This is a genomic window from Desulfatibacillum alkenivorans DSM 16219, assembly GCF_900142135.1.
GTDB lineage: Bacteria > Desulfobacterota > Desulfobacteria > Desulfobacterales > Desulfatibacillaceae > Desulfatibacillum > Desulfatibacillum alkenivorans.
The window spans coordinates 35,225-61,186 of sequence record NZ_FQZU01000009.1; the positions used below are offsets into that span (position 1 = coordinate 35,225).

At 56.4% G+C, this 25,962-nt stretch carries 21 protein-coding genes; 15 read left to right on the plus strand and 6 right to left on the minus strand.

The features are described from left to right. Window positions 1–48 precede the first annotated feature (48 nt). The 5 genes from BUE18_RS09635 to BUE18_RS09655 all read left to right on the plus strand — a co-directional run bounded on the left by BUE18_RS09635 (window position 49) and on the right by BUE18_RS09655 (window position 9,370). A complete protein-coding gene (locus BUE18_RS09635) occupies window positions 49–702 on the plus strand; it encodes a TIGR04211 family SH3 domain-containing protein (protein ID WP_073475210.1) in 654 nt (217 codons plus the stop codon). A 41-nt stretch (window positions 703–743) separates the two neighbouring features. Next, on the plus strand, window positions 744–2,381 hold the full coding sequence (gene nadB / locus BUE18_RS09640; protein WP_073475212.1) for an L-aspartate oxidase: 1,638 nt from the start codon (window positions 744–746) through the stop codon (window positions 2,379–2,381). A 20-nt stretch (window positions 2,382–2,401) separates the two neighbouring features. Continuing rightward, complete coding sequence (locus tag BUE18_RS09645; RefSeq protein ID WP_073475214.1) at window positions 2,402–5,221, plus strand: spermidine synthase family protein; 2,820 nt, start codon at window positions 2,402–2,404, stop codon at window positions 5,219–5,221. Further along, window positions 5,218–8,361 (plus strand): spermine/spermidine synthase domain-containing protein, encoded by a 3,144-nt coding sequence (locus BUE18_RS09650; RefSeq protein WP_170868315.1) that lies wholly within the window; start codon window positions 5,218–5,220, stop codon window positions 8,359–8,361. The genes BUE18_RS09645 and BUE18_RS09650 overlap by 4 nt, the downstream gene beginning before the upstream one ends. Before the next feature lie 61 nt (window positions 8,362–8,422). Next, window positions 8,423–9,370: a carbohydrate kinase family protein gene (locus tag BUE18_RS09655; protein ID WP_073475218.1), complete on the plus strand. Its 948-nt coding sequence runs from the start codon at window positions 8,423–8,425 to the stop codon at window positions 9,368–9,370. 302 nt (window positions 9,371–9,672) lie between these two features. On the opposite strand, the gene BUE18_RS09660 is transcribed toward BUE18_RS09655, so the two are convergent. After that, window positions 9,673–11,607 carry a hypothetical protein gene (locus BUE18_RS09660; protein ID WP_073475220.1) on the minus strand — a complete coding sequence of 645 codons (1,935 nt, stop codon included), beginning with the start codon at window positions 11,605–11,607 and terminating at the stop codon, window positions 9,673–9,675. 44 nt (window positions 11,608–11,651) lie between these two features. Then, on the minus strand, window positions 11,652–11,996 hold the full coding sequence (locus BUE18_RS09665) for an acyl-CoA dehydrogenase C-terminal domain-containing protein (RefSeq protein WP_073475222.1): 345 nt from the start codon (window positions 11,994–11,996) through the stop codon (window positions 11,652–11,654). 142 nt (window positions 11,997–12,138) lie between these two features. Here BUE18_RS09665 and BUE18_RS09670 point away from each other — a divergent pair, with 142 nt between their 5' ends. From BUE18_RS09670 to fdhF, 3 genes are all read left to right on the plus strand, one after another. Next, entirely contained in the window at window positions 12,139–13,383 is a 1,245-nt protein-coding gene (locus tag BUE18_RS09670) for a radical SAM/SPASM domain-containing protein (RefSeq protein WP_073475224.1), read from the plus strand. Window positions 13,384–13,414: 31 nt separating this feature from the next. After that, window positions 13,415–13,879, plus strand: coding sequence for a GNAT family N-acetyltransferase (locus tag BUE18_RS09675; RefSeq protein ID WP_073475226.1), 465 nt, complete (start codon window positions 13,415–13,417; stop codon window positions 13,877–13,879). Window positions 13,880–14,480: 601 nt separating this feature from the next. Next, a complete protein-coding gene (gene fdhF, locus BUE18_RS27280; protein WP_083610907.1) occupies window positions 14,481–17,243 on the plus strand; it encodes a formate dehydrogenase subunit alpha in 2,763 nt (920 codons plus the stop codon). A gap of 138 nt (window positions 17,244–17,381) precedes the next feature. Here fdhF and BUE18_RS09690 read toward each other — a convergent pair whose 3' ends face one another. The 4 genes from BUE18_RS09690 to BUE18_RS09705 all read right to left on the minus strand — a co-directional run bounded on the left by BUE18_RS09690 (window position 17,382) and on the right by BUE18_RS09705 (window position 20,281). Beyond that, window positions 17,382–18,128, minus strand: coding sequence for a hypothetical protein (locus BUE18_RS09690; protein WP_073475232.1), 747 nt, complete (start codon window positions 18,126–18,128; stop codon window positions 17,382–17,384). Between the two features lie 40 nt (window positions 18,129–18,168). Next, window positions 18,169–18,351, minus strand: coding sequence for a hypothetical protein (locus BUE18_RS09695; RefSeq protein ID WP_073475233.1), 183 nt, complete (start codon window positions 18,349–18,351; stop codon window positions 18,169–18,171). Then, window positions 18,341–18,877 (minus strand): ATPase, encoded by a 537-nt coding sequence (locus BUE18_RS09700; protein ID WP_073475235.1) that lies wholly within the window; start codon window positions 18,875–18,877, stop codon window positions 18,341–18,343. The genes BUE18_RS09695 and BUE18_RS09700 overlap by 11 nt, the downstream gene beginning before the upstream one ends. 255 nt (window positions 18,878–19,132) lie before the next feature. Then, complete coding sequence (locus tag BUE18_RS09705) at window positions 19,133–20,281, minus strand: acyl-CoA dehydrogenase family protein (RefSeq protein ID WP_073475237.1); 1,149 nt, start codon at window positions 20,279–20,281, stop codon at window positions 19,133–19,135. A gap of 136 nt (window positions 20,282–20,417) precedes the next feature. Here BUE18_RS09705 and selA point away from each other — a divergent pair, with 136 nt between their 5' ends. From selA to BUE18_RS09740, 7 genes are all read left to right on the plus strand, one after another. Continuing rightward, on the plus strand, window positions 20,418–21,818 hold the full coding sequence (gene selA / locus BUE18_RS09710) for an L-seryl-tRNA(Sec) selenium transferase (RefSeq protein ID WP_073475239.1): 1,401 nt from the start codon (window positions 20,418–20,420) through the stop codon (window positions 21,816–21,818). Window positions 21,819–21,870: 52 nt separating this feature from the next. Continuing rightward, on the plus strand, window positions 21,871–23,202 hold the full coding sequence (locus tag BUE18_RS09715; RefSeq protein ID WP_139264664.1) for a tetratricopeptide repeat protein: 1,332 nt from the start codon (window positions 21,871–21,873) through the stop codon (window positions 23,200–23,202). Further along, window positions 23,199–23,783: a D-sedoheptulose-7-phosphate isomerase gene (locus BUE18_RS09720; protein ID WP_073475243.1), complete on the plus strand. Its 585-nt coding sequence runs from the start codon at window positions 23,199–23,201 to the stop codon at window positions 23,781–23,783. The genes BUE18_RS09715 and BUE18_RS09720 overlap by 4 nt, the downstream gene beginning before the upstream one ends. Window positions 23,784–23,788: 5 nt before the next feature. Continuing rightward, window positions 23,789–24,757: a GSU2086 family protein gene (locus tag BUE18_RS09725; RefSeq protein ID WP_073475244.1), complete on the plus strand. Its 969-nt coding sequence runs from the start codon at window positions 23,789–23,791 to the stop codon at window positions 24,755–24,757. 3 nt (window positions 24,758–24,760) lie between these two features. Then, window positions 24,761–24,964 carry a hypothetical protein gene (locus tag BUE18_RS09730; protein ID WP_015949076.1) on the plus strand — a complete coding sequence of 68 codons (204 nt, stop codon included), beginning with the start codon at window positions 24,761–24,763 and terminating at the stop codon, window positions 24,962–24,964. Window positions 24,965–24,977: 13 nt separating this feature from the next. Then, window positions 24,978–25,406 (plus strand): iron-sulfur cluster assembly scaffold protein, encoded by a 429-nt coding sequence (locus BUE18_RS09735; RefSeq protein ID WP_073475246.1) that lies wholly within the window; start codon window positions 24,978–24,980, stop codon window positions 25,404–25,406. Between the two features lie 184 nt (window positions 25,407–25,590). After that, window positions 25,591–25,962 carry a cytochrome c3 family protein gene (locus BUE18_RS09740; protein ID WP_073475247.1) on the plus strand — a complete coding sequence of 124 codons (372 nt, stop codon included), beginning with the start codon at window positions 25,591–25,593 and terminating at the stop codon, window positions 25,960–25,962.

Sequence of the window (25,962 nt, forward strand, 5' to 3'; positions counted from 1 at the left end):
CGAGCCTGATCGGTATCTTTTAATCGCCAATGCTTTGGAGTGAATTTGATGAGACGTTATATTTTGGCTGCCATCCTGTTAATCTTGTCCGGAACCTCTCTGTCCTTTGCGGACACAATATACATAGGTGATATTACAAAAATAAACATGCGCAGCGGAAAGGGAGTGGACTACCGGATCATCGCCATGCTGGACACGGGCCAGACCGTGGAGCTTCTGGAGCAATCCGACGGCTGGGCCAAGATTCGGCTTGGCGACGGCAAGGAAGGCTGGGTGCTGTCCCGGATGCTCACCGACCAGGAGCCTTGCGGCCTCACTCTGGAAAGGACGCAAAAGGAGCTGGCCAATCTTCGGGAGGCCATGGCGGAACTCACCACGGAAAACAGCCGGCTGTCCGAGGAAAACGCCCTCCTGGGCCAGGAAAATACCCAAAACAGCCGGACCGCGTCGAATCTTCAAAAGGAATACAACTCTCTCAAGGCGGAATCCGCAGACTTTTTCACGGTTAAACAGCAGTTGGAAGCTGCACGCCGCGAAACCGAGCGGCAAAAGAATATTGCGGAAAGCGCCGAAGCGGAGTTAAAGGAACTCAGAAGGGATACCCGCTGGAGATGGTTTCTCTCCGGCGCCGCCGTCCTTTTGACGGGAATCATCCTGGGCGGCGTAAACAGAAAGCGCAAGTCCGGTTCCCTTTTGCGTTAAGCCCTAAGAAAGGGCGTTTTTAAATTCAAGGAGCCTAGTGCATGGAATACAATTTTGATTTTCTGGTCATCGGCAGCGGGGTGGGAGGCTTGACCTTCGCCCTCAAAGCCGCCCAACACGGGAGCGTGGCCGTCATCACAAAAAAGGGCATCACGGACACAAGCACCGAAGCGGCCCAGGGAGGCGTGGCCTCCGTTTTCAGCAAGTTGGACAGTTTCGACCTCCATATCCAGGACACCCACGCCGCCGGCGACGGCCTGTGCGACGAGGAAGTGGTGGAAATGGTGGTCAAGGGCGGGCCCGACCGTATTCGCGAATTGATCGACATGGGAGTTCAGTTCAACCTCAAGCAGGAAAAGGAAGGCGAAGGAGAGCCCGAGCTGAGCCTGGGCCGCGAGGGCGGCCATTCCCGTCAGCGCATCGTCCACGCCCAGGACATGACCGGCCGTGAAATTGAGCGGGTCCTTGTGGAAACCGTTCGCGAGAATGACCGCATCACGGTTTTTGAAGACCACATCGCCATCGATCTGGTCACTTATTCCATGCGTATGAAGCGCGGCATTGTAGTTACCTCCCACGAAGAAGCCTGCTGCGGCGCCTACGTCCTGGACGCCAATACCAACGAGGTTCACACATTCTCCGGCAAGATCACCTTGCTGGCCACCGGCGGCGCGGGCAAGGTGTATTTGTACACCTCCAACCCGGACATCGCCACCGGCGACGGCATCGCCATGGCTTACCGGGCCGGAGCAAGGGTGGCCAACCTGGAATTCGTCCAGTTCCATCCCACGTGCATGTATCACCCGGACGCCAAGAACTTCCTCATTTCCGAGGCGGTGCGCGGCGAGGGCGCGGTCCTTTTGGATTCCAAGGGCAATGCCTTTATGGAGAAATACGACCCTCAAAAAGACCTGGCCTGCCGCGACGTGGTGGCCCGCGCCATTGACACGGAGCTGAAGAAAAGCGGCGATGACTCGGTCTATCTGGACATCTCCCACAAGGACGCGGCCTTTGTAAAAGAGCGTTTTCCCAATATTTATGAAAAATGCTATTCCTTTGGGGTGGACATGACCAAAGAGCCCATCCCGGTCGTGCCTGCAGCCCATTACATGTGCGGCGGCGTGGCCACCGACCTGGACGGCAGAACCGACATCGCCCGCCTTTACGTGGTGGGGGAAACCGCCTGCACGGGCCTCCACGGCGCCAATCGGCTCGCCAGCAACTCTTTATTGGAGGCTCTGGTTTATGCGGATCGGGCTTCCAAAAGGGCCATAGCGGAACTGGAATCCGGCGCCCTGGCGCCTTATCCCGAACTTCTCCCCTGGGACGAAGTGGGGACCACGGACAGCGACGAGGCCATTATGGTCACGGCCAACTGGGACGAAATCCGCCGTTTCATGTGGAATTACGTGGGCATTGTGCGCTCCAACAAACGCCTGCAGCGCGCCCAGAACCGGGCCGAGAACATCGCCCAGGAAATCAACGAATATTATTGGGATTTTAAGATCACCTCGGATCTGGTGGAACTGAGGAATCTGGCCCTGGTGGCCAAGCTCGTCATCCGGTGCGCCATGCGCCGGCAGGAGAGCCGCGGCCTCCATTATAACATCGAGTACCCTGAAAAGAACGACGAACGCTGGAAGAAAAACACGGTTTTGAGACGACCCTTTGTTAACTGATTCCTGAATCGGGAAACTTTGTGAGCTTCCGCTTTTTTTTCTTCACAATCAGCCTGTTTTGGTTGGGCGCCGGACTCATGGTGAGCGCCGGCGCCCTGACCGAGGCCTTGAGGCAGGCTTTCGACCCTTATTCTCCACAATGGTTATGGATTCAGGCGGCATGCCTGTTTTTCCTGATTCCGGGGGCGTTCCTGCACGACGCCGTGGTGCGTCCAAGCCTCAGGACCGACGGAAGAGGCCTGGCTGCAGTCTTTTTGGGCGCCGCTCTGGCCGCCTGGGTGCTTCCTTTTCTGCTCTATTCCCTGGCCGGCGTAAAAGCCTCCTTGATGGCCGGATGCACCGTGTCTGCGGCTTCCGCCGCCGGGCTGTTTATCTTCCGGCCCCCCATTGAAGCAAAGGCCGCTGCCACTAATGCGGACGTGCCATATTTTGGTATATCATTAAAAACATGGCTTTTTCTGTATGGTTGGATTCTCGCGATTTTCTTTCTTTGCTCCCTGCGATACTTAAGCCCGCTGTTTGGCGGATATCTTCCGGCCTTGTATATGGCGGTCTCCATGGCATGTCTGGGGCTGGCTCTGGGCGCGATCTTTTTCGCCTGGAAAGCAACAGAGCGGGGCGCCTCCCCCATCGGCCCCGGGTGGGCCATGCTGCTTTTCGCCCTTTGCGTGGGAGGGATTTTTGCGGCGGGGGACGGCCTCGCCGTATTGGCCGCCCTGCTCAGGCCCTTGGGAAGACTGGGGCCGCCGGGAAACGCGGTCGCCTGGACCGCGATCTCCCTGATCATCGTTTTTCCCCCCTCCGTGACCTTGGGATACAGCCTTTCTGCACTGCCTGCCCTAAGCCCGAAACCTAAACCAAAACTCACGCCTTGGATCGCGGGCGGCCTGTTAGGCGGCTATCTCTCCTTTTATGTGATTTTCCTTCCCTATTTGGGGACCGTGCACAGCCTGCGAGCCGCGGCTGCTTTAGCCTCAGCCGTGTTTGTCATTTTGATTTGGCGCAAGTACAGGACGCCCGGCCGGATTTTCGCCCTTGTCGCCGCCGGCTTGGCCGCCGCGGCTTTGTTTTTCCCTGGCCCCGGCGCTCTCTGGAAGCACGGCGCCCCAGGCCTGGGCGGCATGGATTTCGAGGGACTATCCAAAAACGAAGCCGTGGACCTGACCAACGGCCTGCGGCGGGGCCTGATTTGGGAGATGGAGTCTCCCCAGGGCTTTGTGGGCCTGGATATCCGCAGCGGCCAAAGCATTATGCTAAACGGCGCTCCTCGTACTTTTGCGCGGCAGGAGGAATTCTCCCAGGGCATGCTGGGCTTTTTAGGGCCGATTCTGCACCCGCAAGCTGAGCGCCTGTTGATCGCGGGTTTTTCCAACGGGGCGGCGCCTGCCTGGGCGTCCCTGCCTTCGTCCGTCAAGGCCATTGACCTGGCTTGCGACGAAGGCAAGATACGCGCTATGGCAAGGCATGTAGGCGGCCTTCCCGAGCAAATCCTGAAAAATTCTAAAATCAAGATTCTCAACCAGGGGCCTTTGGCGGCGGTGCGCAAGGGATCACAAAAATACGACCTTATCCTATGCGATCCTGCCCAAAATGCGGTCTCCGGCATGTCCAGGCTGTACACCCCGTCCTATTATCAGGCGGCCGCCCAAAGGATGAACCCGAACGCCCTGTTCATCCAGCATATCCGCCTGAACTCCTGGGACGCCCGGTCCTTGAGCATTCTTTACGGATCGTTGTCTTCCGCTTTTAACGAAGTCCAAACCTGGATGATCGATCCGCATAATCTTGCCTTGGTCTGCTCTCAGCAGTCGATCGTCCTGGATGCGGACAACCTGAACCGCCTGATCGCGTTAGAACCCTATAGATCCCGGCTCGCCAAGGCATGGAGCGTCACGGACGTTGAAGGCCTGCTGGCCCGCTTCATCGCCTCGGACAAACTCGCCGTCTCTGCGGGAGATAAAGCCCTCTCCCGCAACTGGATTTCAACCCGCGATTTGCCGGCGCTGGAAGCTGCATTTTCCCAAGCCTGGGGCAGACCGTCGGGCCTGGAGATCAACGATCTGTTTGAGGCCGCAGCGTCAATTGCGGCGGACCAACCGCTCGTCAGCGGGGCCTCCCTGGATTGGGAAAAGGTCCATCACAACCGGCTGTTGGCCTTCTTTCTTTGCCGTGAGAAAGCGCCCGAATTGCCCGGCCTTTCCTCCTTAAACGAACGAAAGAGGGAGTCTTATGACGCCCTGTTGGACGGCGATGTTTTTTTATACTACTCCCAACAGGAGAGGCTTTTTAGAGACTCCCCTTATCCAACGGACATTTTTTCCTCGGGCATGGCCCTGGCCGAATACGGCTCTCCCCTGGCCCAGAAACAGGCGAATCGCCTGAACGGCTTGTGGCCTGTGGGCGCCCAAATAATCAGGGCGCGTTATCATTGGAAAACCGGCGAGCTGCATAAGCCGGAAAGGGATTTGCTCGACATCCTGGCTGCGCTGCAAACGGATCGGACCGCCCATCCTTTGGAGCTGTTCTCCGCCCTGGAGCACGCGGCCCAGCTCTCCAAGGAAGGAAAAACTTACGCCAAGCAGATTTTAGATGGTTTGGAAACGCCTTTCGCCGGCATGGCCTCGGACGAATCCCGCAGGAAGACCATGCTGTACGCCGCGCTGGCCATTGATCAGAACAAAGCCGTTCCTGTGCTGAAATCCTTTGAGCCATACGTTACCTGGGAGTTGGATTTTCTGGACAATCGCCTGGCCTGCTACGGGTTTGTGGAAGATCCGCTGCAGGATAAAGCCGCCGCCGACCTGCAAAAATTTAAACATTGGAGCCCCAAAAAACCATGACCATCGACCTGCACAAAACAGCCGGAGCTTCGCCTGATTCCGGCGTGCAAACCGCCTCTTGGTGGCGGCTGCCCGCAGCTTGCGTCATGTCCGGCCTTATGACGGCCTGCGGCGCCTTTGTGTGCATGGTCCTGTATTTTCAATTTTCCGTCTACATATCCGGCTTTACGGCGTCCGCGATTTTAGCGCCTCCCATGCTGCTGTTTTTTTTAGGCTGGGGCGCCTGGCTGGGCGGACGCCTTGTGCAAAAAAGCTCCACGCCCATGCTGTTTATGGCCAGGCTTGCCTTGGCGCAATGCGCCTTTGCAGCCCTGGCTTTTTTATGGACCATGCCCATTAAGGCCCTGTATCCCGTAATCGGAAAAGCCGGGTGGGCCTTTCCCGGCGGCGCAGCCCTGGCCGGCGCTGTGACCGTTGCCCTGGCCGCCGCCCCCTCCGCCATGATGACCGGCGCCGTGCTTCCCGCTTCCGCGGCCCTGCTGGAGAGAGGCAAACCGCAAAGCAGCCTGCTTTCAGGTATTTGGCTGGCCGGCGCAGCCGTGGGATTGGCTTTGGGTTTTGGGTTGAATCTCGCCCTCACAGGGCCGGGCTTGTGGATACCGGCCGTCTTTCTTGTCATGACCGCCATTGGCGTCAATAATCTGGCCAGAATGTCCCCTTTGTCCGAACCCGCACCCCAGGAAGTCCGGCTGCTGGACAGGCGGGGGCTTTTATTGCTGGCGGCGGGGTTGGGCGTTGCACTCATGGGGTGGACCCTGATTCGGATGATGCAGCCTTTGTCTGCGCTGCCCTTTCCCGCAGGACTGACCGCGCTTTGCTGCCTCCTGCTGGGCGCGGCAGGCGGATGTATTCTGTTCCGCCTGCGCAGTTCCCAAGGCGCGACCGGCGTGGCAGCGTCTTTGGGCCTCGTGGGGTTTTGGTTGGCCCTGGTTTGGGCCGCCGGGGACAAGCTGGTCATCCTCTCGGACGCCTTGGGGCTCATCAAGAGCCAGGGCATGACCAATTATTATGCTGTCCAGGCCGCTGTAACGAGCCTTGCCGCTTTTGTTCCCGGAATCGCCGCCGGTTATTTAGCATGCGGCCTACAATCTCAAAGGAAAAGCGCGGCCTTGCCGGTTCAAGTAGGCAATGCCGCAGCTTGCCTTGCCATGGGAGCAGGCCTTGGCCTGCTGATTGCCTCCGGCCTCAGTTATTCGGGCGTATCCATGGTTTCCGTACTCCGGGGCGTCGGCCTTACGGCGATGCTGCTTGCAGCCGGTTTTTCCGTCATAATTTTTGTAAGAAATCGAGAACCCGCTTCCCCTGCTTTGATCCTTGCTCTTTGCATGGCGTCCCTGGTGATGCTCAGGCAGCCCGGTCCTTCCACGGTTTGGACCCAGCACGATCCTTTGAAGGAAATCGCCTCCCTTCAAGATCAGGATTTTAATTCCGTCCTGAACGGCATGCGCACCGTGCGAAGGCAGGTCAAATGGGAGGCGTACAGCCCCAAAGGCGCCACGGCCATCAAGGCCGGGGATGGTTCGGAGTTTGTGGAAAACGGCGCCGCCCGGCTCAATCTTCGCTTTGATGCCGCCAGTGAGGTCATGGCCGGGCTGGTTCCGGCCTCGTTGCATCCCAACCCCAAATCCGCCCTGGTTTTGGGGTTGGGTGCAGGGGGCACGCCCGGCTGGCTGGCCAGAGAGAGCGGAATTCAGGAGATCTTCGTCGCGGAGCAAAACCCTTATAGCCTGGAAATGGCCCGGCTTTGCGCAGCCGCCAACCTTCAGGTCCTTGAAAATTCCAAGGTGCGCGTTCAAACGGCGGAGTTTGTCCCGTTATTACGTTTTGAGGAAAAACAGTACGACTTGATCGTACAAAAAGGCCAGGCCGCGCCCCTGGCTTCCAATCCCGGATTGTACACGGCGGAGTTCTTTCAACTGGCAGCCCGCAGGCTCGCCCCCGGAGGCGTCTTCAACCTTTCCGTTTCCATCCGGGGCATGGACCCCATCGCCCTCCAATCCATCTACGGCGCTCTGGGGGACGCGTTCCCGCATGTGCACACCTTCCGCCCCCAGCCCGACGCCCTGTTTCTGGTTTGCTCCAAAGAAGCGCTCTCTTTTAACGAAGACGGACTGCGCGTCAGGTTGGCCGGCGAGCCTTACGCGCCGGCCATGACCGCTGTGTGGGGGACGTCCGGCCTGGAAGGCCTGTTCAGCCGCTACCTGGCCGGGCCGGGGTTCAGCCGCATGCTGTCCGGCATGGCGATCTGGCATGGAATCACCAGCCGGGACGATCAGCCCCAGGCCTACGCCATCATAGCGGGCGCCCAGGGGCGGACAAACCCCCGGTCCGTCATTGGCATGCAGGACGCGGAAGAGCGGCAGCATTACCGTAAGCCCTTTTTCGCCCAGGGAAACGTGGATTTGCTCCGGATCAAAATGCAGCAGGTGGAAATGTTCGTCCTGGAGGGTAGCCCTGACCTTTCGCCGGACCTTTTCTCCTCCAATCTTGAGCCGATTGTCCGGGCCTGCTTGTCCTTTCAACAGAAAAATTATTTAAACTTCCTCGGCCAATGGAAGGCTTTGGGCATAGAGCCTGAGTCTCCCCTGGAAATCGCCATGAACGCCTACGCCCTGGCCGCCCAAGGGCATGAAAAATCCTTGGATCTGTGTAAAGCGTTGGATGAAAAATGGCCCGATGCTTCACAGATTATCCGTGCTGAATATTTTTGGAAAACCGGCCAAAACGGACGATCTTTAGAGCATTTGGAACAGGCTTTTTCAGGCATAAAAACCCATCCCTGGACCTGGCCCGCCGCCCTGCAATGGGGGCTGGATTTGGCAATGGAAATGGCCCGGGAAGATGAAAATGCGGCGTCGGGGGTGCTGGCCATGACAGCCTCCCCGTTTTGTCTGATGCAAGGAGAGGAACTGCGCCTGCAAACCCGGCTGGCCGCAGCCCAAATGGCGGGCCTCAAGGAAACCCTGGCCGCTGTGGACGCATTCGGCCCGTATCATCCCTGGACCCGGGAGTTTTTAAAGCAAAGGCTCATCGCCTATCGCGCTGCCAAGGATCCGCGTACGCCTCGGGCCCTGGCGGACATGCAGGCCTATCTGTCCAACGACTTGCTTGAATTTTCCGACGCCCTGGTTTACGACTGATCACTATTGTTTTGAAAATTTGAATCTTATCCGAATTCATTATTTAAAAGGGGGGACTATTATGAGCCAAGCCTACGACTATGTTTGCACCGGCCTTACCATCCTGGACATTTTGGGCAGGCATATCGCCCAGATTCCGCCGGGAGGCAAAACCGAAATCATTGAGCAAATCCGGATTACCGCCGCCGGGACCGCAGCAGGCCCGGCCGTGATCGGCGCCAGGTACGGCCTGAAAACCGCCCTGGTGGGCGCTATTGGCAGCGACGACATGGGCTTCATTTTGGAAACCATGCTGAAAAATAACGGCGTGGACGCCTCCCTGCTCCAGCGCAGGACCGACATGCCCACCGCAGCCACCATGCTGGCCGTGGCCCCGGACGGTCAACGGCCCAATTTTCACGCCATCGGCGCGTCGGTCATGCTGGAGCTGGATCAGGCCCGTACAGACGCCATTGTCAACAGCCGTTTCGTCCATTGGGGCGGGGTGGGGACCATGCTCATGCTGGACGGCGGTCCGGGCGCCCAAGTCCTTAAGCAAGCCTCCGAAAACGGCGCGGTGATCACCTGCGACTTCATAACCCCCGGCCCCGGAAGCCTGGACGCCCTCAAGCTGGTTATGCCTTATGTGGATTATTTCATGCCCAGCCTGGACGAAGCCATGGAAGTCGCCGAGACGTCCAATGCCGACGACACCGCCAAGTTTTATATGGACGCGGGCGCCAAGGCCTGCATTTTGAAGGACGGCGCCAAAGGCTCGCTGCTTTACGCCAACGGCGGCAAAACCCGCATACCGGCCTTAAAGGTGGACGTGCTGGACACCACCGGCTGCGGAGACGCCTATTGCGCGGGATTCGCCGCGGGCCTGGCCCAGGGTTGGGACCCGGAAAAAGCCTGCCGATTCGCCGCGGCCGCCTCCGCCCTGGTAGCCACAGGCCTGGGCAGCGACGCCGGCGTTACGGACTTTCAGTCCACCCTGGACGCCATGGAAAACCTGGAGACCCTGGATTGATAACGATGAATCCCCGTTTCCGGGAGTGGGTCGCGATGATTGCAAAACGACAGCAATCATCCCGCCGCCGCCCTTCCCGGAAATCTCAAGCGCCCTGGAATTTTCGTTCACCTCGAAAAATCGTCATCCCGGCAAGGGCGATCCGCTTTTCAGGATCGTCCGCAAGCCGGGCCCCAGTGTCCTTTTGGACTTGCCATGGACCTTGCTTGAACGCAAGCTGGTATGAGGCGGCGAATGGCGCCAACTGCGGAGTCCATGGCGGCCGCCAAGTAATTAGACTGGGTGCTTCGGGTTATGGGGCCTCATCTCTCCAGCTTTCTCAAGACACGCACCATTTTATGCCTGGAGCGATACTCCTTGATAAGTTGCTGGTGGTAGGCAAGCCATTCCTTTTTCCTGCCCAAATCGCCGTATGTTTTCTTGAGCATCAGCAGGAATTCCCCCGCCTTCTGGTAGGCCTGGGAACTTTTTTGCTCAATGTATTCGGTGATTTGGCCCTGAATTATTTCAATCGCCAGCTCCGGATGGGATTTTGTTAATGATTCGGCAAGAGAGGCTCCGATCTCCGCACATCCCCCTTTTTTCTCCTTTTGGCAGCGCCTGTATTCCCGTATGGCGTCGTCGATGCGATTTTCCTGGACAGCCGTATTAATCAATAAGGAGTAATAGGGAAAGCCGGCTTTCCAGTTTTTGTTTTTTGGCAATACAAACCAGGGCTGTGGAAGCCCGCCGTCCTTATTCTCTTCGTAAAGGCTTTGAGGCCTTTTCCCGGTATCCAGGTATTCCAACAAACCCTTTTGCACGGAAGGCCAAACATTCAACTCCTCCGCCATGCCCCGGATGAATTCATACCCGTCCAAGGCTGGCCTGAAATAGAATTTTTCCACAACCAGGGCCAATGCCTGCAGTTCGTCTCCTTGCTCTTCCGCAATCGCAGCAAGGCTGTTGAATAGCGACCATGCTGCGGGGTTGGGCGTCTTCATCAGTTTTTTCAAGCCGGCGACAATGCAGTTAACGGCTTTTTCCGAATTGCCAGTGCTTTTATGGAAGGCAATCAGATGGGAATAGTTCCCGGTAGCTTGGGCGATGTACTCCAATGCCTTCTCAAAAATCCCTTTTCCGGCTTTATACCCGGAAATTTCAAGCCATTTCAATAACATGGCTTCCTTGTGCTCACGAACAAAGCCTTTTTCGTTCTTTGAGATCAGGGCTTTCAGCATTTCTTTAAGCGCGTTGGCTGCGTAGCCCCAGTCTTTCCTGGTGAAATCCCCTTTTTCCAGGACATACTCTTCTTCATCCAGGAGGCAAAGGGCATCTTCCAGGTACCTGTTGATGATCCAGACCAGCTTCTCCCCTGACGGCATGGATGACTGTATGCAGGCCTTTACGGCGACCTCCATGCAATCCGCCGTAAGCAGCCTGAAATAATCTCTTTGGTTGTCATCTTCAAAATATACGATTTCGGGGACTCTTTCCCATAGCTGCATGCCTAAATCGACAACCGCGTCCGCCTGTCCTGATTCCACCAGTTTTTCCATCAATTCCCTTAAGGAAATCAGTTCCCGGGCGACATCATCCGGCTCCCAAAGATCCTCAAGCAAATACATGAGTTTGTCCAGTTCACGGTCCAGGGCCTTTTCAATCCGGGCCGGGTTTCCGGACGCCAAATTCATGTGGTCAACGAAATCCTCGTAAATATCCTCGTCTAAAGAAGCGACTTTCACCACCAGGTCTATGATCTCCTGCTTTTTCATCTTCTTCAGGCTGTTAGCAAAGGAGGCGGGAGGCTCGAACTTTTCCAATTCATGGTAAACGCCCGGGACGTCATCCTCAGCTTCGTCGTTCCACTCGTCCTCGTCTTCATAGTCGTCCGGGGAAGAAAAAAGCAATTTGTCCATATCCAGCCCCTGGATGTCCAGTTGCGGGAGGCTCCGGCCTTCCAGGGCGGCCTCGCGGCAGGTCCATAAAAGAGCCGCGGCGTGTTCGCATGGGACGCCCCTGGGGGAGCAGGTGCACATCGTCAGGATATCCCCGGTCGGGGCCATCACAATGGAGACCCCATGGGGCTCCCCTTGGGTCAGTACTATGGCGACGGCGCCGCGATTCTCCACGGTCATCACATCTCTGAGCAGGCTCATTATCTTTCGGGCCTTGCCGGCTTTCTTCTCGCCCGCCCACTTAACCATTTCCTCCCAGGACAGCTTTTTTAAACCTTCCGTCCAGTCATAGGACTGCATGGACCTTTCTCCTTTTGATGCAAGCGGCGTCAGGTGGACGCCTTTTAGTCCTTAAAAAAATCCGGCTGCATTTCCACGGTAATGGGGTCCGAACCCGTCAGCCGGGGGGCCAGCGCCCGGGTCTTGGGCGTTTCATACGCGAAAAAGTACCGGAACGCATGGATTTTGCCAAGGTGGAATTTCTTCTCCGAGGCGGATTTGGCCTTTTTCAGCCCTACCTTAGCGGCCAATGCCTGGACCATCCATTGCCAGGCCGCCGCTGTTACGCCCATCATTTCCAGAAACAGGGCGGCGTCGGAAAGGAATATCTCCACGCCGCCCTTGCTTGCCGCGTCGATTAAATTAATCAACACGTCCTGAACCCGCTCCGGGCCTTGATTCAGGCGCATCTAAAATTGGGTTAATACGCCAGACAAGGATGGGTATGGACGGAGGAATAGGCATGAAATAATCCCCCCTATATGGTATGTACCTCAAAAGGCTTTTGATTGGCAACCCATGGATGTACGGCCCAAAACAAGGAGGGGGATTATGGAATTTGCACCCATGAACGGTAAGCAGCTTTACGGGATTCGGCGTCTGGCGGCCAACCTGAAAATCGGCATGCACCCGGAGCTGAAAGGCATGACCATCAAGCAAAAGCTGGCATTGAACCACCTTTCCGGCCAGAGCAAGCTGACCAAACTGGGCAGCGAATACTATTCCAACACCTTTACGCCTTATTTTCCCTCCCCGGCCTACGACCGGTTTTTGCAGGGGCTTCGATCCATTATCAAAAACAAGCCCTGGCCCGTGGTGACCAACTTCGCCGTCACCGCCAAATGCTGCTGCAACTGCTGGCACTGCTCTTTTGCGGACCGCGACAAAAAGGATAAGCTCACCCTGGACGTCATGAAAAACGCCGTCAAACAGGTGCAGGATCTTGGCGCCAGCGTCATCGGCCTTACCGGCGGCGAGCCCCTCTTGCGCAAGGACCTGGAGGAGATCATCGCCTCCATTGACGAACGCTCCATGCCCATCATGTTCACCACCGGGTTTGAACTCACCCGGGAGAGGGTGCGGGATTTGAAAAAGGCGGGGTTGAAAATTCCCGTCATCAGCCTGGATCATTACACGCCGGAAATCCACGACAAAGGCCGAAACCGCAAAGGCATGTTCGACACGGCCCTCAAAGCCATCGAGTTGTTCAAGTCCGAAGGCTTTTACACGGCGGTCTCCTTTGTGCCCAGCCGGGAGCTTGTGAGCGACCGCAAGGAAATTTTCAAGGTCATGCGCTTTTTCAAGCATATCGGCGTTAACGACATGCGCCTGACCTCGCCCATCCTGGCCGGCAAACTGACCGAGCACCCGGACGACCTCCTGACCAAAGAAAACGTCCAAACCATCTTTGAAATCCAGAAGCAAAGCACCAAAACGCCCGGCCTGCCCGGCGTGTTCGCCTACGATTATTTTGAAAGCAAGCATTTTTACGGCTGCGGAGCAGGATACAACTACATGTTCATCGACTCCCAGGGCAACGTGTGCCCGTGCGACTTCACCATGCTGTCCCTGGGCAACATCTTGGAGCGCCCTTTGGCCGACATCTGGGAGGAAACCAGTAAAAAGTTCCACAAGCCGGGAAACACCTGCTACGCCAATAAAATCGCAGCGGCCATCAAAGCCAAGAACCCGGAAAAATTCCCCATGAGCCGGGAAGACACCCTGGATATCATCCAAGAATGCCCGCCAGCCTCGCCAGACGAAACCCCCTGGCTGTACGAAAAAATGGGGGAGTGAGCCTTTTTAAGCGCGAGCCGGGTGAGAAAACATGATGGATTCAGTTCACATTATTGAGACGGCTCCGTCGGAAGCGCCCATGGATTTGCTTCTTCAGGCGGACCCCTCCGAATCGAAGATCAAAGTCTATTTAAACCGTTCCAGGTGTTTTATCGCAGCCTTGAACGGAGAATCCGTCGGGGCTTGCATTGTGCAGCCGATTGCACCGGGAGTGCACGAGTTGATGAATATCTCGGTCGCTCCGAGCCATCAAAAAATGGGCATCGGCGGAAAATTGCTGCGGCATGTCATCGAGTCCATTCGCGACGCAAAGGCTGAGCGGCTGGAAGTCGGAACGGGAACCTTCGGGTATCAACTGGCCTTTTACCAGCGCGAGGGATTCCGGGTGGATTCCATAGACAAGGATTTCTTCCTGCTGAATTACGAGGAACCCATCTATGAAGACGGGATTCAACTCAAGGACATGCTAAGGCTGGCGATAACGTTTACCAAGTAATCCCGGTAGAATATAACCATTATCGAGTGACGCGCCCTGTAGGGCGCAGGGCTTGCCCTGCCCGTTTTTTCCCGATTGCTCGGCAATCGTTGTTTCGGGCGCGGCAAGCAGCGCTCCTACCTGGCGCGACAAGCAGCGCGCCTGCAATGTTTCCGCAACCGGCAGGGGGTGGATTTGCTGTGTAGTTGCAGGCCCCCGTGCCTGCCAAAACGCGCTTAGCGCGTTGTTCGAAATAGTTTCATGAGTCCAAACAGGTTGAATTTTGTAGGACGCCCGAAAACGGCGCGGTAACGTGGCTAGCCCCGGCGGAGCAGTATCCTGCCGAGGTCGCAGAGCGGTATGTTGTTCGGCCTTTCAAATAGTGGAATCCAAAAATCCTTTCGCACGCGCCGCCAATACAAAACCAGATGAACACAGGAATTCGATTGACAAAACAAAGGGACCCATTTAAATAGTGGCGTGGTGACATTTCTGGCATAACGATGGGTTCGTGATGCCAAAATTGATATAATGAAACAAGCGGATTCGCCAAGGCCTTTATTCGTTTTCATAGAAGAAAGCGCGCAAAGGCGCTTTAAGAACAATCCAAGGAGAGGATGTCGTGAAACCGAGCTTTATCTTAAACGGAAGGACGGTCTCCTTTGTGAAGGGGCAATCCATCCTGGAAGCGGCGGAGGCGGCCAATGTGCCCATCCCCTCGCTTTGCCATATGAAGGGGGCTTCCCCCACGGGCAATTGCGGGGTGTGCGTGGTGGACATGAACGGAGAGGAAGTCCTGGCATGCTCCACGCCCGCCAACGAGGGAATTGCGGTTCGCACCCAGACTCCCGCCATCGTGGCTTTGCGCAAGGAGCGCATCAAGGAGCTTCTGGACTCGGGCAACCACAATTGCGCCATCGGATCGTCCGATAACGGCGATTGGGCCAATTTTCAGCAAAACGTGCAGGCCAGCGACGGCGCAACCGAGCTTTGCCCGGCGTGGGGCGACTGCCGCTTGCAGGAACTGGCCTACGAGTATCAGGTCACGGGCGGCGGCCATCAGGATTACACGGTCCGGCAATATCCCGAGAAAAAGGACGAGCCCCTGATCATCCGGGATTACTCCCGCTGCATCCGTTGCGGACGCTGCGTGGCGGCCTGCAATGAAATCCAGGTGAACCTGGCCATTGACACGGGCTTCCTTGAGGAAGACCCCTTTTCCAATCCGGACAAGGCGTATCCCGTGGCCAAGGACAACTGCGTATACTGCGGCGAGTGCATCCAGGCCTGTCCGGTGGGCGCCCTGGTGGAAAGAAAAGCCCGGTATCAGTTCCGTCCCTGGAAAGCGGAGAAAATCCGCACCACCTGTCCTTACTGCGGCGTGGGCTGCCAGCAGATGCTCCACGTGGTGGACGGCAAGATCGCCAAGGTCACGGGCGTGGAGGAAGGCGCTCCCAACAAGGGCCGCCTGTGCGTCAAGGGGCGCTTCGGATACGACTTCATTTATTCCGACGAACGTTTGACCAATCCCCTGATCCGAAACAACGACGGGACTTTCCGGGACGCCTCCTGGGACGAGGCCCTGGATCTGGTGGCGAACAAGTTCAAGGAGGCCATCGACAAGTACGGGCCTGACTCCGTGGCCGGCGTAAGCTGCGCCAGGAGCATCAACGAAGACTCGTACCAGATGATGAAGCTGTTCAGGTCGGTGTTCAAGACCAACAACATCGACCATTGTGCACGCACTTGACATGCCCCCACGGTCGCCGGTCTGGCGACAAGTTTTGGATCGGGCGCCATGACAAACTCTTTTGGCGAGTTCCACAAAGCCAAAATGTTCTTTGTCATTGGCTCTAATATGACAGAGGCCCACCCTGTGGCCTCCACCTTTCTTAAGAACGCCGTGCAAAGCGGGGCCAGGCTTATCGTGGCCGACCCCAGGGCTCACAAACTGGTGGATTTCGCGGAACTCCACTTGCCTTTGAAGGTGGGCTCGGACATCGCCCTGTTGAACGGGCTCATGCACGTGCTCATTAAGGAAGAACTGTACGACAAAAAATTTGTGCAATCCTGCACGGTGGACTTTGAAAACCTCAAAGCCCAGGCGGAGAATTATCCGCCGGAAAAAGCCGCGGAGATCACGGGCATTCCGGCCGAAAAGATCGTGGATGCAGCCCGGCGCCTGGCCTCGGTCAAGCCGGTCATGCTTTGCTACACCCTGGGCATCACCGAGCATACCTGCGGCAAGAACAACGTCATGTCCGTAGCCAATCTCCAGATGCTTTTGGGCAACATGGGCATGGAGTGCGGCGGCGTGAACCCCCTGCGCGGCCAGAACAACGTGCAAGGCGCCTGCGACATGGGCGCACTGCCCAACGTCTACTGCGGATACCAGGCGGTCACCGATCCCAAGGCCAAGGAGAAGTTCGAAAAGGTCTGGGGCGTGGAAGGCTTGTCCGACAAGGTGGGGCTCATGATTCCCCAGATGATGGACGGCCTGGTGGATAAAAAAGTCCGGGCCTTTTACATCTTCGGCGAGAACCTGGCCAACACCGAACCGGATATCCGCAAGGTGGAGCACGAACTGGCCTCGGCGGAATTCCTGGTGGTCCAGGACATCTTCCGGAACGAGACCACAAGATTCGCCCACGTGATCCTCCCGGGCTGCGCCTGGAGCGAGAACAACGGCACCTTCACCAACAGCGAACGCCGGGTGAACCGGGTGCGCAAAGCCAGCGAGCCCCCTGGAATCTCCAAGCCCAACTGGTGGATATTCAAACAGATCGCCAAACGGTTCGGACATGAATGGGAATCCAGCACCGGCCAGGAGATCTGGGATAACGAGGTTTCCGCGTTCTCCCCCAACTTCTTCGGCATCCGCTACAACCGGATCGAAGGGGACGGGCTCCAATGGCCCTGCACGGACGAATGCCACCCCGGAACTTCCTTCCTGCACAAGGAAGGCAAGTTCACCTGCGGCCTGGGCAACTTCCAGTCCGTGGAATGGACGCCCCCGGCAGAAGTGGAGTGCGAGGAATATCCCCTGGTTCTTTCCACGGGAAGGCGCTTGTACCATTATCACACGCGCACCCAGACGGGGCGCTGCGAAGGCCTGAACGACCTTTTGGGCGAGGAAACCGCGGACATCTCCCTGGAAGACGCCGAGAACCTTGGCATCGAGGACAAGGAGTACATCAAGGTCAAGTCCCGCCGCGGAGAAGTCACGGTGCGCGCCAGGGTGACGCCCGAAGTGCCCAAGGGCATGGTGTGGATGGCCTTCCACTTCAGGGAAGGCAACGCTAACTGGCTGACCAACCCGGCATTCGACCCCGTGACCCTGACCGCGGAGTACAAGGCCTGCGCCGTGCGCATTGAAAAACAGTAACGGCGGAAACCTCCGCCTATACAAACAACTTGACGATTGATCCCCAATCGGCAGGTCTGCTAAAAAAAGCCGGGCGGAGCGAGTTACTTGGCTCCGCCCGGGCTTTTTAATCACAATGTATTCGGCCAAATAACTAAATCATTTTGGGTTGATCCAAAGCTGCTTTTTTATAACCCTTCTGCCTCCCTCAGTTTCAGGGAGTGGTAGCTCGCCTTCACCTTTGAACTCAACCACTTCCCCATCTTCATAAGTGATTGTATACCTCCATTTTTGGGGGGCTTCTTCTTCAAATTCCTCATTATTTACCAAGTCTAAGGTTTCCATTTTGATGGCGGTGTAGCCGGTTTGGTCGTCGTGCCTGAAAATAATTTTGATATTTAGGCCTTTAGCGTTTTGTATTTCTGTTTTTAGCCCGCACTCAGGGTCCGCAAAGCAGTTATCAAATTTTTTCGCACGGTATCGACTGACAACCATACTTTCTAAAACTTGGAATGTTTCCCTGGCTTTCTCTGCATCCTCATGCTCTATAAATATGATCCTTTCAGGGAGATTGCACTCCATTTTGCCGTGTAAGTATTCAGAATTTTGCATGAAAAATATATCTGCTTCGATCCCGATATCTTCCAGATTAGCCAAACTACTATATTCTGATAAAATCTCCTTTTTGGGGTTCTCTATCAAAACACCGCCTGGATAGGCGTCTTGAATTTCGTACAAGGTCATGGACCAGTCCAACTCAATCAGGTCTTGGAAGGACATTTTGTGCAGCACAGGTTCGTTCTTTTCTGACAAGTTATCAGCCACAGCGCCTTTGGCGCTCAAACATGGAATTATGGCATTGAATAGAAAGGCGAGCAGGATGAAAACTCTAATCAGTCTCTTCATAGCTCCTTCCTCCAAAAATGGTATAGAATTGAACAACTTGCTACTCTTGATGGGAAAAATCCTCCACAATCTTGCCGTCCCTCATGACAATGACGCCCATGCCTGCCTGGCGGGCCCTTTTGCGGGCCAGTTTGCCTGCACGGATCAGGGCTGCCTCAGAAGCAGCGATATCAGGATCACGCTTTTTTTGATTGGAAGATTCCTGGTTTTGCTTATCCATCATTCCCTCCTTCTGAAAGCATCTTTGGGTAATTAGCTGAATTATCGTATAAAACCCATGCATCCACAATGGGTTTGTATATTTCTTCAAAGTTTTTCAAGCCAGCGGAAAATCGCCGCCTGACCACCGGTTCGGGGACGCTGTGGCCGTCTAAAGCTACCCTTATCCTTACCCGTTCAATAGCCAATTCCGGCGTGGGCAAGGACAGGAAGAATAGTTTAACGCTGTATCCTGACTTGCGCCACTCAGGAATCAACCTTGCGTAGCCTTTTCCCGCCAGGGCCGTTTCAAAACTGAAGCTCACCCCTTTACGCGCATATTCATGAATTTCCTGAAGCATCAAGCGCCCTGCCTTGATAGCGGCTTGCTCGGGAGCAAAGGGCGACAGTCCTGCTGCGATCAGGTCCGCATTGACAAAATTGGGACAGTCCGCATCCTTGGGCAGAAACTCCTCGGCAAAGGTGGTTTTTCCCGCGCCGTTCGGCCCGGCGATGATGATGATTTTCTTTTCGGGAATAGGATTCGCCATGAAATTCCAATCGTCCCCAAAACTTATAGTAACCCAATAAGTCGTCATCCCCGCAAGCGGGGACCCAGCGTCATCTTAATCAAGGCGCCGGCTAAGACAATGATAGTCCTGTTTACGCTTCAAAGTTAACCGCTTGAAATAGTATACAAGAACTTCCCCATAAAGCGCAAACGGGAAAAGCCGCCCCTTTTGGGGGAGGCCTTTCCCGTTATCATTTTCCACTTCAAGTTTTTTCGGCCGCGGCTGAAAGAAAAATCAGCACCCGATATACCGGGAGATGACGAGTCTCTGGATTTCGGACGTGCCTTCGCCGATGTCCAGCAATTTCTGATCGCGGTAGAAGCGCTCTACATTGTATTCCTTCATAAGGCCGTAACCGCCGTGAATCTGCACGGCGTGGTTGGCCACCCGGTACATGACCTCGGAGCAGTAGAGCTTGGCCATGGAGGCCAGTTTCTGGAACGGCCTGTGCTGGGACCGGAGCCAGCAAGCCTTATAAAGAAGGTTGCGGGCGCATTCGATTTCCATGGCGCAGTCCGCCAGTTTAAAGGCGTTGGCCTGGAATTTGGATATGGGCTGGCCAAACTGCTTGCGCTGCTTGGCGTATTTCAGGGCCAGTTCATAAGCGCCTTGCGCCCCGCCCAGGCCCATGGCGCCGATGGACAGCCTGCCGCCGTCCAGCGTCTTGAGCATTTGTTTGAATCCGTCACCGGGCTTGCCCAAGACGGCGTCTTCTTTCAGGCGCACGTTGTCGAAATACAATTCAGCCGTGCTGGAAGAACGCCACATGAGCTTTTTATGCATGGCCTTGGCCGTAAAGCCGGGAGTACCGTGCTCCAGCAAAAAGCAGGTGGTTTCCGGCCGGCCGTCGGCCCGGGTTCCCGTAACCGCCTGGACCGTCACGCCCAGGGAGAGTTCGCAGGCCGCGTTGGTGATGAAAATTTTGGACCCGTTCAGGACCCATTCATTGCCGTCCTTAACCGCTGTGGTCTTGGACCCGCCGGCGTCGGAGCCCGCCTCGGGCTCGGTCAGGCCGAAGCCCCACAGGGCCTCGCCCGTGCACAGCTTGGGCAGGTATTTCTTTTTTTGCTCTTCGCTGCCGAAATAATTGATGGGGCCGATTCCCAGGGAATTGCCCGCGGCCACCGTAGCGGCCTGGGACCCGTCAATGCGAGCCACCTCTTCCACGGCGATGGCGTAGGAGATGTAATCCATTTCCTGCCCGCCGTAAACTTCGGGAACGAACATGCCGAACAGGCCGATTTCCCCCATGGCTTTGGTAAGCTCCGGGGAGAACTCTTCCTTCTCATCCAATTCCAAAGCGACCGGAGCTATTTCCTTTTCGGCGAAGCTCCGCACCGCGTCACGGATCATTTCTTGTTCTTTATTAAGATCAAAGTCCACCAGACCCTCCTTTTCAGGTTGACAATGTACCGAGGTCACGACAGAATAACACGTTTGACAGTAACAATCCAAACAAAACAGAATCATGCCGGAAAAAAGTACAAAACAGAATAAACCACTCAGGTCTGAAAATAATATGGCTATCAACCAGTTAAAGTCCCTGCCCAAGGTGGATCGCATCCTGGATTCCCTGATGGCGGAATCCGGCGGCCCGCCCCGATCCGTGCTCCTCAAAGCGGCCAGAACCGCCATTGAAGACGCCAGGCGCAGCCTGGTCGCGGGCGAGGCCCCTTCCTGGATCGGCGACAGCCTGGAGCACTCGGTTTTGGAAAGGGCGCGCGCTCTCGCAGCCCTGGATATGCGGGATAACCTAAGGCGGGTTATCAACGGCACGGGCGTGGTGGTGCACACCAACCTGGGCCGCAGCCTGCTGCCGTCTGTCGTGTGCGACCACATCGTGAATGCGGCCGGGCGCTATTCCAACCTGGAATTCGATTTGGAGGCCGGCAAGCGCGGCTCCCGTTTTTCCATTGTGGAAGACCTCTTGTGCGAATTGACGGGCGCCGAAGCAGCCATGGTGGTGAACAACAACGCAGGCGCCGTGTTTTTAAGCCTCATGGCCCTGGCTAAAGGGCATGAAGTCGTGGTTTCCCGCGGGGAGCTGGTGGAAATCGGCGGATCTTTCCGCATTCCGGACGTCATGGCGTCCAGCGGCGCTATCCTCAGGGAAGTGGGAACCACCAACCGCACTCACATGCGCGACTACGAAAGCGCCATCGGCGAAGAGACCGCCATGCTCTTGAAGGCCCACACCAGCAACTTCGCCGTGGTCGGATTCACCGCCTCCGTCAGCCTGGAGGAAATCGTGGATCTTGGCAAAAAGCACGACCTGATCGTCATGGAGGACCTTGGCAGCGGCAGCCTGGTGGATCTCTCTCAATACGGCCTGGCCAAGGAGCCCACGGTCATGGAATCCGTGGCGGCCGGCGCCGACGTGGTCACCTTTTCCGGCGATAAAATGCTGGGCGGCCCCCAGGCCGGTATCATCGTGGGCAAGGCGGAGTCCGTCAACAAAATCAAGAAGCACCCCGTGGCCCGGGCTTTACGCATAGACAAGCTGACTTTGGCGGCCCTGGAAACCACCCTGCGGCTGTACCGGGATCCCATCAAGCGCATGGAGGCCGTGCCCACCCTGCGCATGCTGACCATGGACCCGGAAGTCATCAAGCGAAAAGCCAGGCGCCTGCAGGCCCGCATAAAAAAGCTGGGGATGGACAACCTCTCCGCCAAGGTGAAAGCCATTGACTCCAAGGTCGGCGGCGGCGCCCTGCCGTTGCAAAACCTGCCCAGCTTCGGCGTAGCTATTTATATTGAAGGCCGCACCGCCAATAGCGTGGAAAAGGCCATGCGGGAACTGGAGCTTCCCATGGTGGGGCGCATTGAGGACGACGTGTTCACCCTGGATATGCGCACCATCGCAGATGACGAAATACCCCTGGCGGCCCATGCAGCGGAACTGGTCGCCGGGAGAAGCTAAAAAGGCCTGCTTCGCCTTTTGACAAAAATTGACGGCAAAGGAGCATTTGTTTTTGGGGAACCGTAAAAATCGACATCTTACCGAAGCCTTTTTGTTTTCCGAGGCTGTACCGCAACTGGACCACGAAGAGGTCAAAGAAGCCCGGGAAGTCCTGCCCCCTGAATTGGCGGAGCTATTCCCGGACTTGAAGGCCGGTCAGGCCTTTATTGAGGCCTGCCTGGCTCAGGTCAAGCCTCTCCACGCCTTTGGCGCCGTTTCCGTCAAGGTGGACGCCTTGGACCCGCCGGAAGGGGAGGAATCCCCGGAATCCCAACTGGAAAAACTGAAAAGCACTGCCCAGGCCATGGAAAAAGCCTGCGCGGAAAAAGGCTTTTTATGGGGGCTTTTGGGTCGCGGCGTTTTCGCCCTGTGCCTGCCCGAGGGCTCCGATGCGGATTGCCGCGAGATAGGTTTGGCTATTCAGGACCGAGTCCGGGAGCATGGCCTGACCACAGTCACCATAGGCGCAGCCGTCTTCCCTACGGCGGATTTCAAAAAGGCGGAAATTTTCGACAACATACTCAAGGCCTTGGACCATGCGGAATTCTTCGGTCCGGACGTGTTTACGGCTTTTGATTCCGTCAGCCTGAACATAAGCGGCGACAAGCTCTATCACGACAACGACGTCCAAGGCGCCATCCGGGAGTATGAACGGGCGCTACTGGTGGATTCGGGCGCCGTGAATGTGCACAACAGCCTGGGCGTGTGCTTCGCCGTCCTGGGCGACTACCCCAAAGCCCTGGATCGGTTTGACATGGCGTCTCAGCTGGACCCCTCGGAGATTATGCCGGTTTATAATACGGGCGTAAGCCATCTCATGATGGGGAATCGGGACAAGGCCCTGGAGCTTTTTCTGCAAGCCGGGGAAATCGAGCCCGACCTGTTTGAACTGCTTTTGGAAACCGGCAAGATTTATCTTTCCAAAGGACGAACGGACAAAGCGCTGGACTATTTGAACAAGGCCGTTGCATCCAACCAGGACGCCTGGACCGGGCATAAGTATCTGGGCGATTGCTATATGGAAATGGGAAATCCTTCGGAGGCGGCCAAGGCTTACGCCAACGCCGTAAAATGCAATCCCGAAGAGGCGGAATCCCTGTCCAGCCTGGCTGTCGCCTACGACCGGATCGGCGAAAATCCGGAAATCGCTCTTAGCTTTGCCACCCAAAGCATAGAAATCGCCCCGGAAAACGCACTCTGCCAATACAGAATGGCGAGCATCCTGGAAAAACGCGGCGAGCTGCACAAGGCGGTCAGGCATTACGAAAAAGCCCTGGCCCAAGGGCATCCGTGCAGGGAATCGGTCATAGACCTCAAGGACAAAATAAAGCGGGAATCGGCATGAAAAACCTTGTTCTGGACATAGCCAGGGAAAGCACGGCTATTTCGACTGCTTTTTTTAACGAAAACGCGGACCTGGTGGTCAAAGGCGCGACCATGCTGGCTCAATGCCTGACTTCCGGCGGCAAAATTTTGATTTTCGGCAATGGAGGCTCGGCTGCGGATTCCCAGCATATCGCCGCGGAATTCGTTAACCGTTTCGAGTTGGAGCGCGCCCCCCTGGCGGCCGTCGCCCTGACTACGGACACCTCCGTGCTTACCAGCATCGGCAACGATTACAGCTACGCCCAGGTTTTCACCAAACAGGTGCAGGCTTTGGGCAAGCCCGGAGACATAGCCTGGGGCGTCACCACAAGCGGAACCTCGGCCAATGTCCTGGCCGCCCTGGACCTAGCCAGGGATGCGGGGCTGCTCACCTTGCTGGAAGCGGGGCAGGGAGGGCTGGCCCATGAGGACAAGTACGACCTGGTTTACAGCGTGAAGTCCAGGGTCACGGCAAGGGTGCAGGAAACCCATTTGATCCTCGCCCACATCCTGTGCGGCCTGACCGAGCAAATTTTATACCCGGATGGAGGGGAGGCCTGATTACGGTGGCTAAGCCTTATGAAATAATCGACAACTCCGGCATACAAACCGCGCCCTTGTCGGACAGGAAAAGCAAGGTCAGCCGGGAGGCTTTCGGCAAGCCCTGGCGCCCCGGCGGGTCGTACTCGAATTTTTTGGACTTCCTGCCTGACTTTTTGGCCGCCTCGGACCTCAAAGCGGTCATAGAGACCGTTGTCAGGGCCGTGAACAATCAAAAGCCGGTCATGTGGGCCATGGGCGCCCACGTCATCAAGGTCGGGTTGAACCCCATCCTCATCGATCTTATGGAAAAAGGCGTGATTCGCTCCGTTTCCACCAACGGCGCCGCCATCATTCATGATTCGGAAATCGCCCTGGCGGGCAAGACCTCGGAGTTTGTGGATCAAAGCCTGGGCAGCGGCGGGTTCGGCATGGCCCGGGAGACGGCGGACTTTTTAAGTAAGGCCATCAAGTCGGCCGAGGCCGAATCAATGGGCTTGGGCCAGGCTGTGGGCGAGGCGATTTTGGAAGACGCCCTGCCTTACGCTCAGGACAGCATTTTCGCCGCAGGCGCCCGGCTGGGCGTTCCCATGACCGTCCACGTGGCCATGGGCACGGATATCATCCATATGCACCCGGATTTCGACCCCAAGGCCGCGGGCGCCGCCACCCACAGGGACTTTCTGGTCTTCGCCAATCTGGTGAGCGGCCTTTCCCAGGGGGTGTTCCTGAACGTGGGCTCGGCCGTGGTCATGCCCGAGGTCTTTCTAAAGGCCCTTTCCCTGGCCCGGAATTTGGGCAATGAAGTCGGGGGCTTCACTACGGTGAACATGGATTTCATGCGGCATTACCGGCCAACGGTCAACGTGGTCAACCGCCCCACGGCGGAAGGGGGCAGGGGAATCCACCTGACCGGGCATCACGAAATCATGGTTCCGCTGCTGGCGGCCGGAGTGCTGGAAGGGCTGGCTGCAGCCAAAGCGGATAAGGAGTAAGTTGTGCAATGCAGAAATCACCCGGACCGCGAGGCTCGGGTCGTTTGCCAGAAAATGAACGTGGGTTATTGCCAGGAATGCCTGGACAATTGCGAGTCGTGCACGGACCCTACCGGCTATTGCAAATTCAGGTCCGCCTGCATGACCTGGGAACTGTGCAAAAAAACCGTGAAACAGCGGTTGCGGGAAGAAAAGGAATCCGCCTGATAAGGACAATTCCATGAAAGATGAACTGGACGCCTGGGCTGACGAGCTCCAGGAGGAAATATACAAGGACGCGGAAGCAGAATACTCCAGGGAAGTCTACGAACGGTGGCGCAACCCCAAACGCTTCGGCCGCATGGGGGACGCCACGGCCAGCGGAAAGGTGCGCGGCTCCTGCGGCGACTCCATGGAGATATATTTAAAGATTGAAGACGGGATTGTAATCAATTCCTCTTTTTTTACGGATGGTTGCGGGCCAAGCGTCAGCTCCGGCTCCATGGCGGCGGACCTGGCCATGAAAAAGGGCGTGGAAGCCCTCACCGATATCACCGGAGAGGTGATCCTGGAAGCGCTTGGAGGTCTGCCGGAGGACTCTCTCCACTGCGCGGGTTTGGCGGCCTCGGCTCTGTCGGACGCGGTAGACAGCTATTTTCAGAGGAAATAGCTTTTATTTTTTGTGATTTTTTGAACAAATGAAAAGCATTATCAAACAAGGGTTTAAAGCGCTTCCTGAAGAAAATGGTTGAAAGGTTCAGTGCATTATGGTAGGTCGGCAACGTCAATCATCGGGCATTGCGCCCGTCAACTGCACTTTTGTTTTGTGAAGCCGATAAAAGGAAAAAGCAAAAATGGACAAAAACAAGGAACGCCTTCTCGCCTTGTGCCTGATGGCTGCGTTATTTCTGGTGGGAGCGGTGTGCTATGCAGCCTACAGTCAGGAAGAGCCCAACAGGATTCTTTTGGACTTCGGAGGGGGGCAAGGCAAGGTTATGTTCGGGCATTACGAGCATTTCGAAGATTTTGACGTCGCATGCATCGACTGCCACCACACGGCCGAGGACGAACTGTCCGAAATGCAAAAATGCGGAGACTGCCACCTGAAGTCAATGCCCAAGGGCGATCCTTGCGTGGCCCGCAAAGACGCCTTCCACAATCAATGCATTGGTTGCCACGAAGACATAGGCATGGATCTGGCCTGCGGCGATTGCCATGTGAAATAG

What these genes read in the sequence shown, in the direction of transcription:
- BUE18_RS09635 (WP_073475210.1), top strand. Translation starts at nt 49, where the DNA reads ATGAGACGTTATATTTTGGCTGCCATCCTGTTAATCTTGTCCGGAACC.
- nadB (WP_073475212.1), top strand. Translation starts at nt 744, where the DNA reads ATGGAATACAATTTTGATTTTCTGGTCATCGGCAGCGGGGTGGGAGGC.
- BUE18_RS09650 (WP_170868315.1), top strand. Translation starts at nt 5,218, where the DNA reads ATGACCATCGACCTGCACAAAACAGCCGGAGCTTCGCCTGATTCCGGC.
- BUE18_RS09655 (WP_073475218.1), top strand. Translation starts at nt 8,423, where the DNA reads ATGAGCCAAGCCTACGACTATGTTTGCACCGGCCTTACCATCCTGGAC.
- BUE18_RS09660 (WP_073475220.1), bottom strand. Translation starts at nt 11,607, where the DNA reads ATGCAGTCCTATGACTGGACGGAAGGTTTAAAAAAGCTGTCCTGGGAG.
- BUE18_RS09665 (WP_073475222.1), bottom strand. Translation starts at nt 11,996, where the DNA reads ATGCGCCTGAATCAAGGCCCGGAGCGGGTTCAGGACGTGTTGATTAAT.
- BUE18_RS09670 (WP_073475224.1), top strand. Translation starts at nt 12,139, where the DNA reads ATGGAATTTGCACCCATGAACGGTAAGCAGCTTTACGGGATTCGGCGT.
- BUE18_RS09675 (WP_073475226.1), top strand. Translation starts at nt 13,415, where the DNA reads ATGATGGATTCAGTTCACATTATTGAGACGGCTCCGTCGGAAGCGCCC.
- BUE18_RS09690 (WP_073475232.1), bottom strand. Translation starts at nt 18,128, where the DNA reads ATGAAGAGACTGATTAGAGTTTTCATCCTGCTCGCCTTTCTATTCAAT.
- BUE18_RS09695 (WP_073475233.1), bottom strand. Translation starts at nt 18,351, where the DNA reads ATGATGGATAAGCAAAACCAGGAATCTTCCAATCAAAAAAAGCGTGAT.
- BUE18_RS09700 (WP_073475235.1), bottom strand. Translation starts at nt 18,877, where the DNA reads ATGGCGAATCCTATTCCCGAAAAGAAAATCATCATCATCGCCGGGCCG.
- selA (WP_073475239.1), top strand. Translation starts at nt 20,418, where the DNA reads ATGGCTATCAACCAGTTAAAGTCCCTGCCCAAGGTGGATCGCATCCTG.
- BUE18_RS09720 (WP_073475243.1), top strand. Translation starts at nt 23,199, where the DNA reads ATGAAAAACCTTGTTCTGGACATAGCCAGGGAAAGCACGGCTATTTCG.
- BUE18_RS09735 (WP_073475246.1), top strand. Translation starts at nt 24,978, where the DNA reads ATGAAAGATGAACTGGACGCCTGGGCTGACGAGCTCCAGGAGGAAATA.
- BUE18_RS09740 (WP_073475247.1), top strand. Translation starts at nt 25,591, where the DNA reads ATGGACAAAAACAAGGAACGCCTTCTCGCCTTGTGCCTGATGGCTGCG.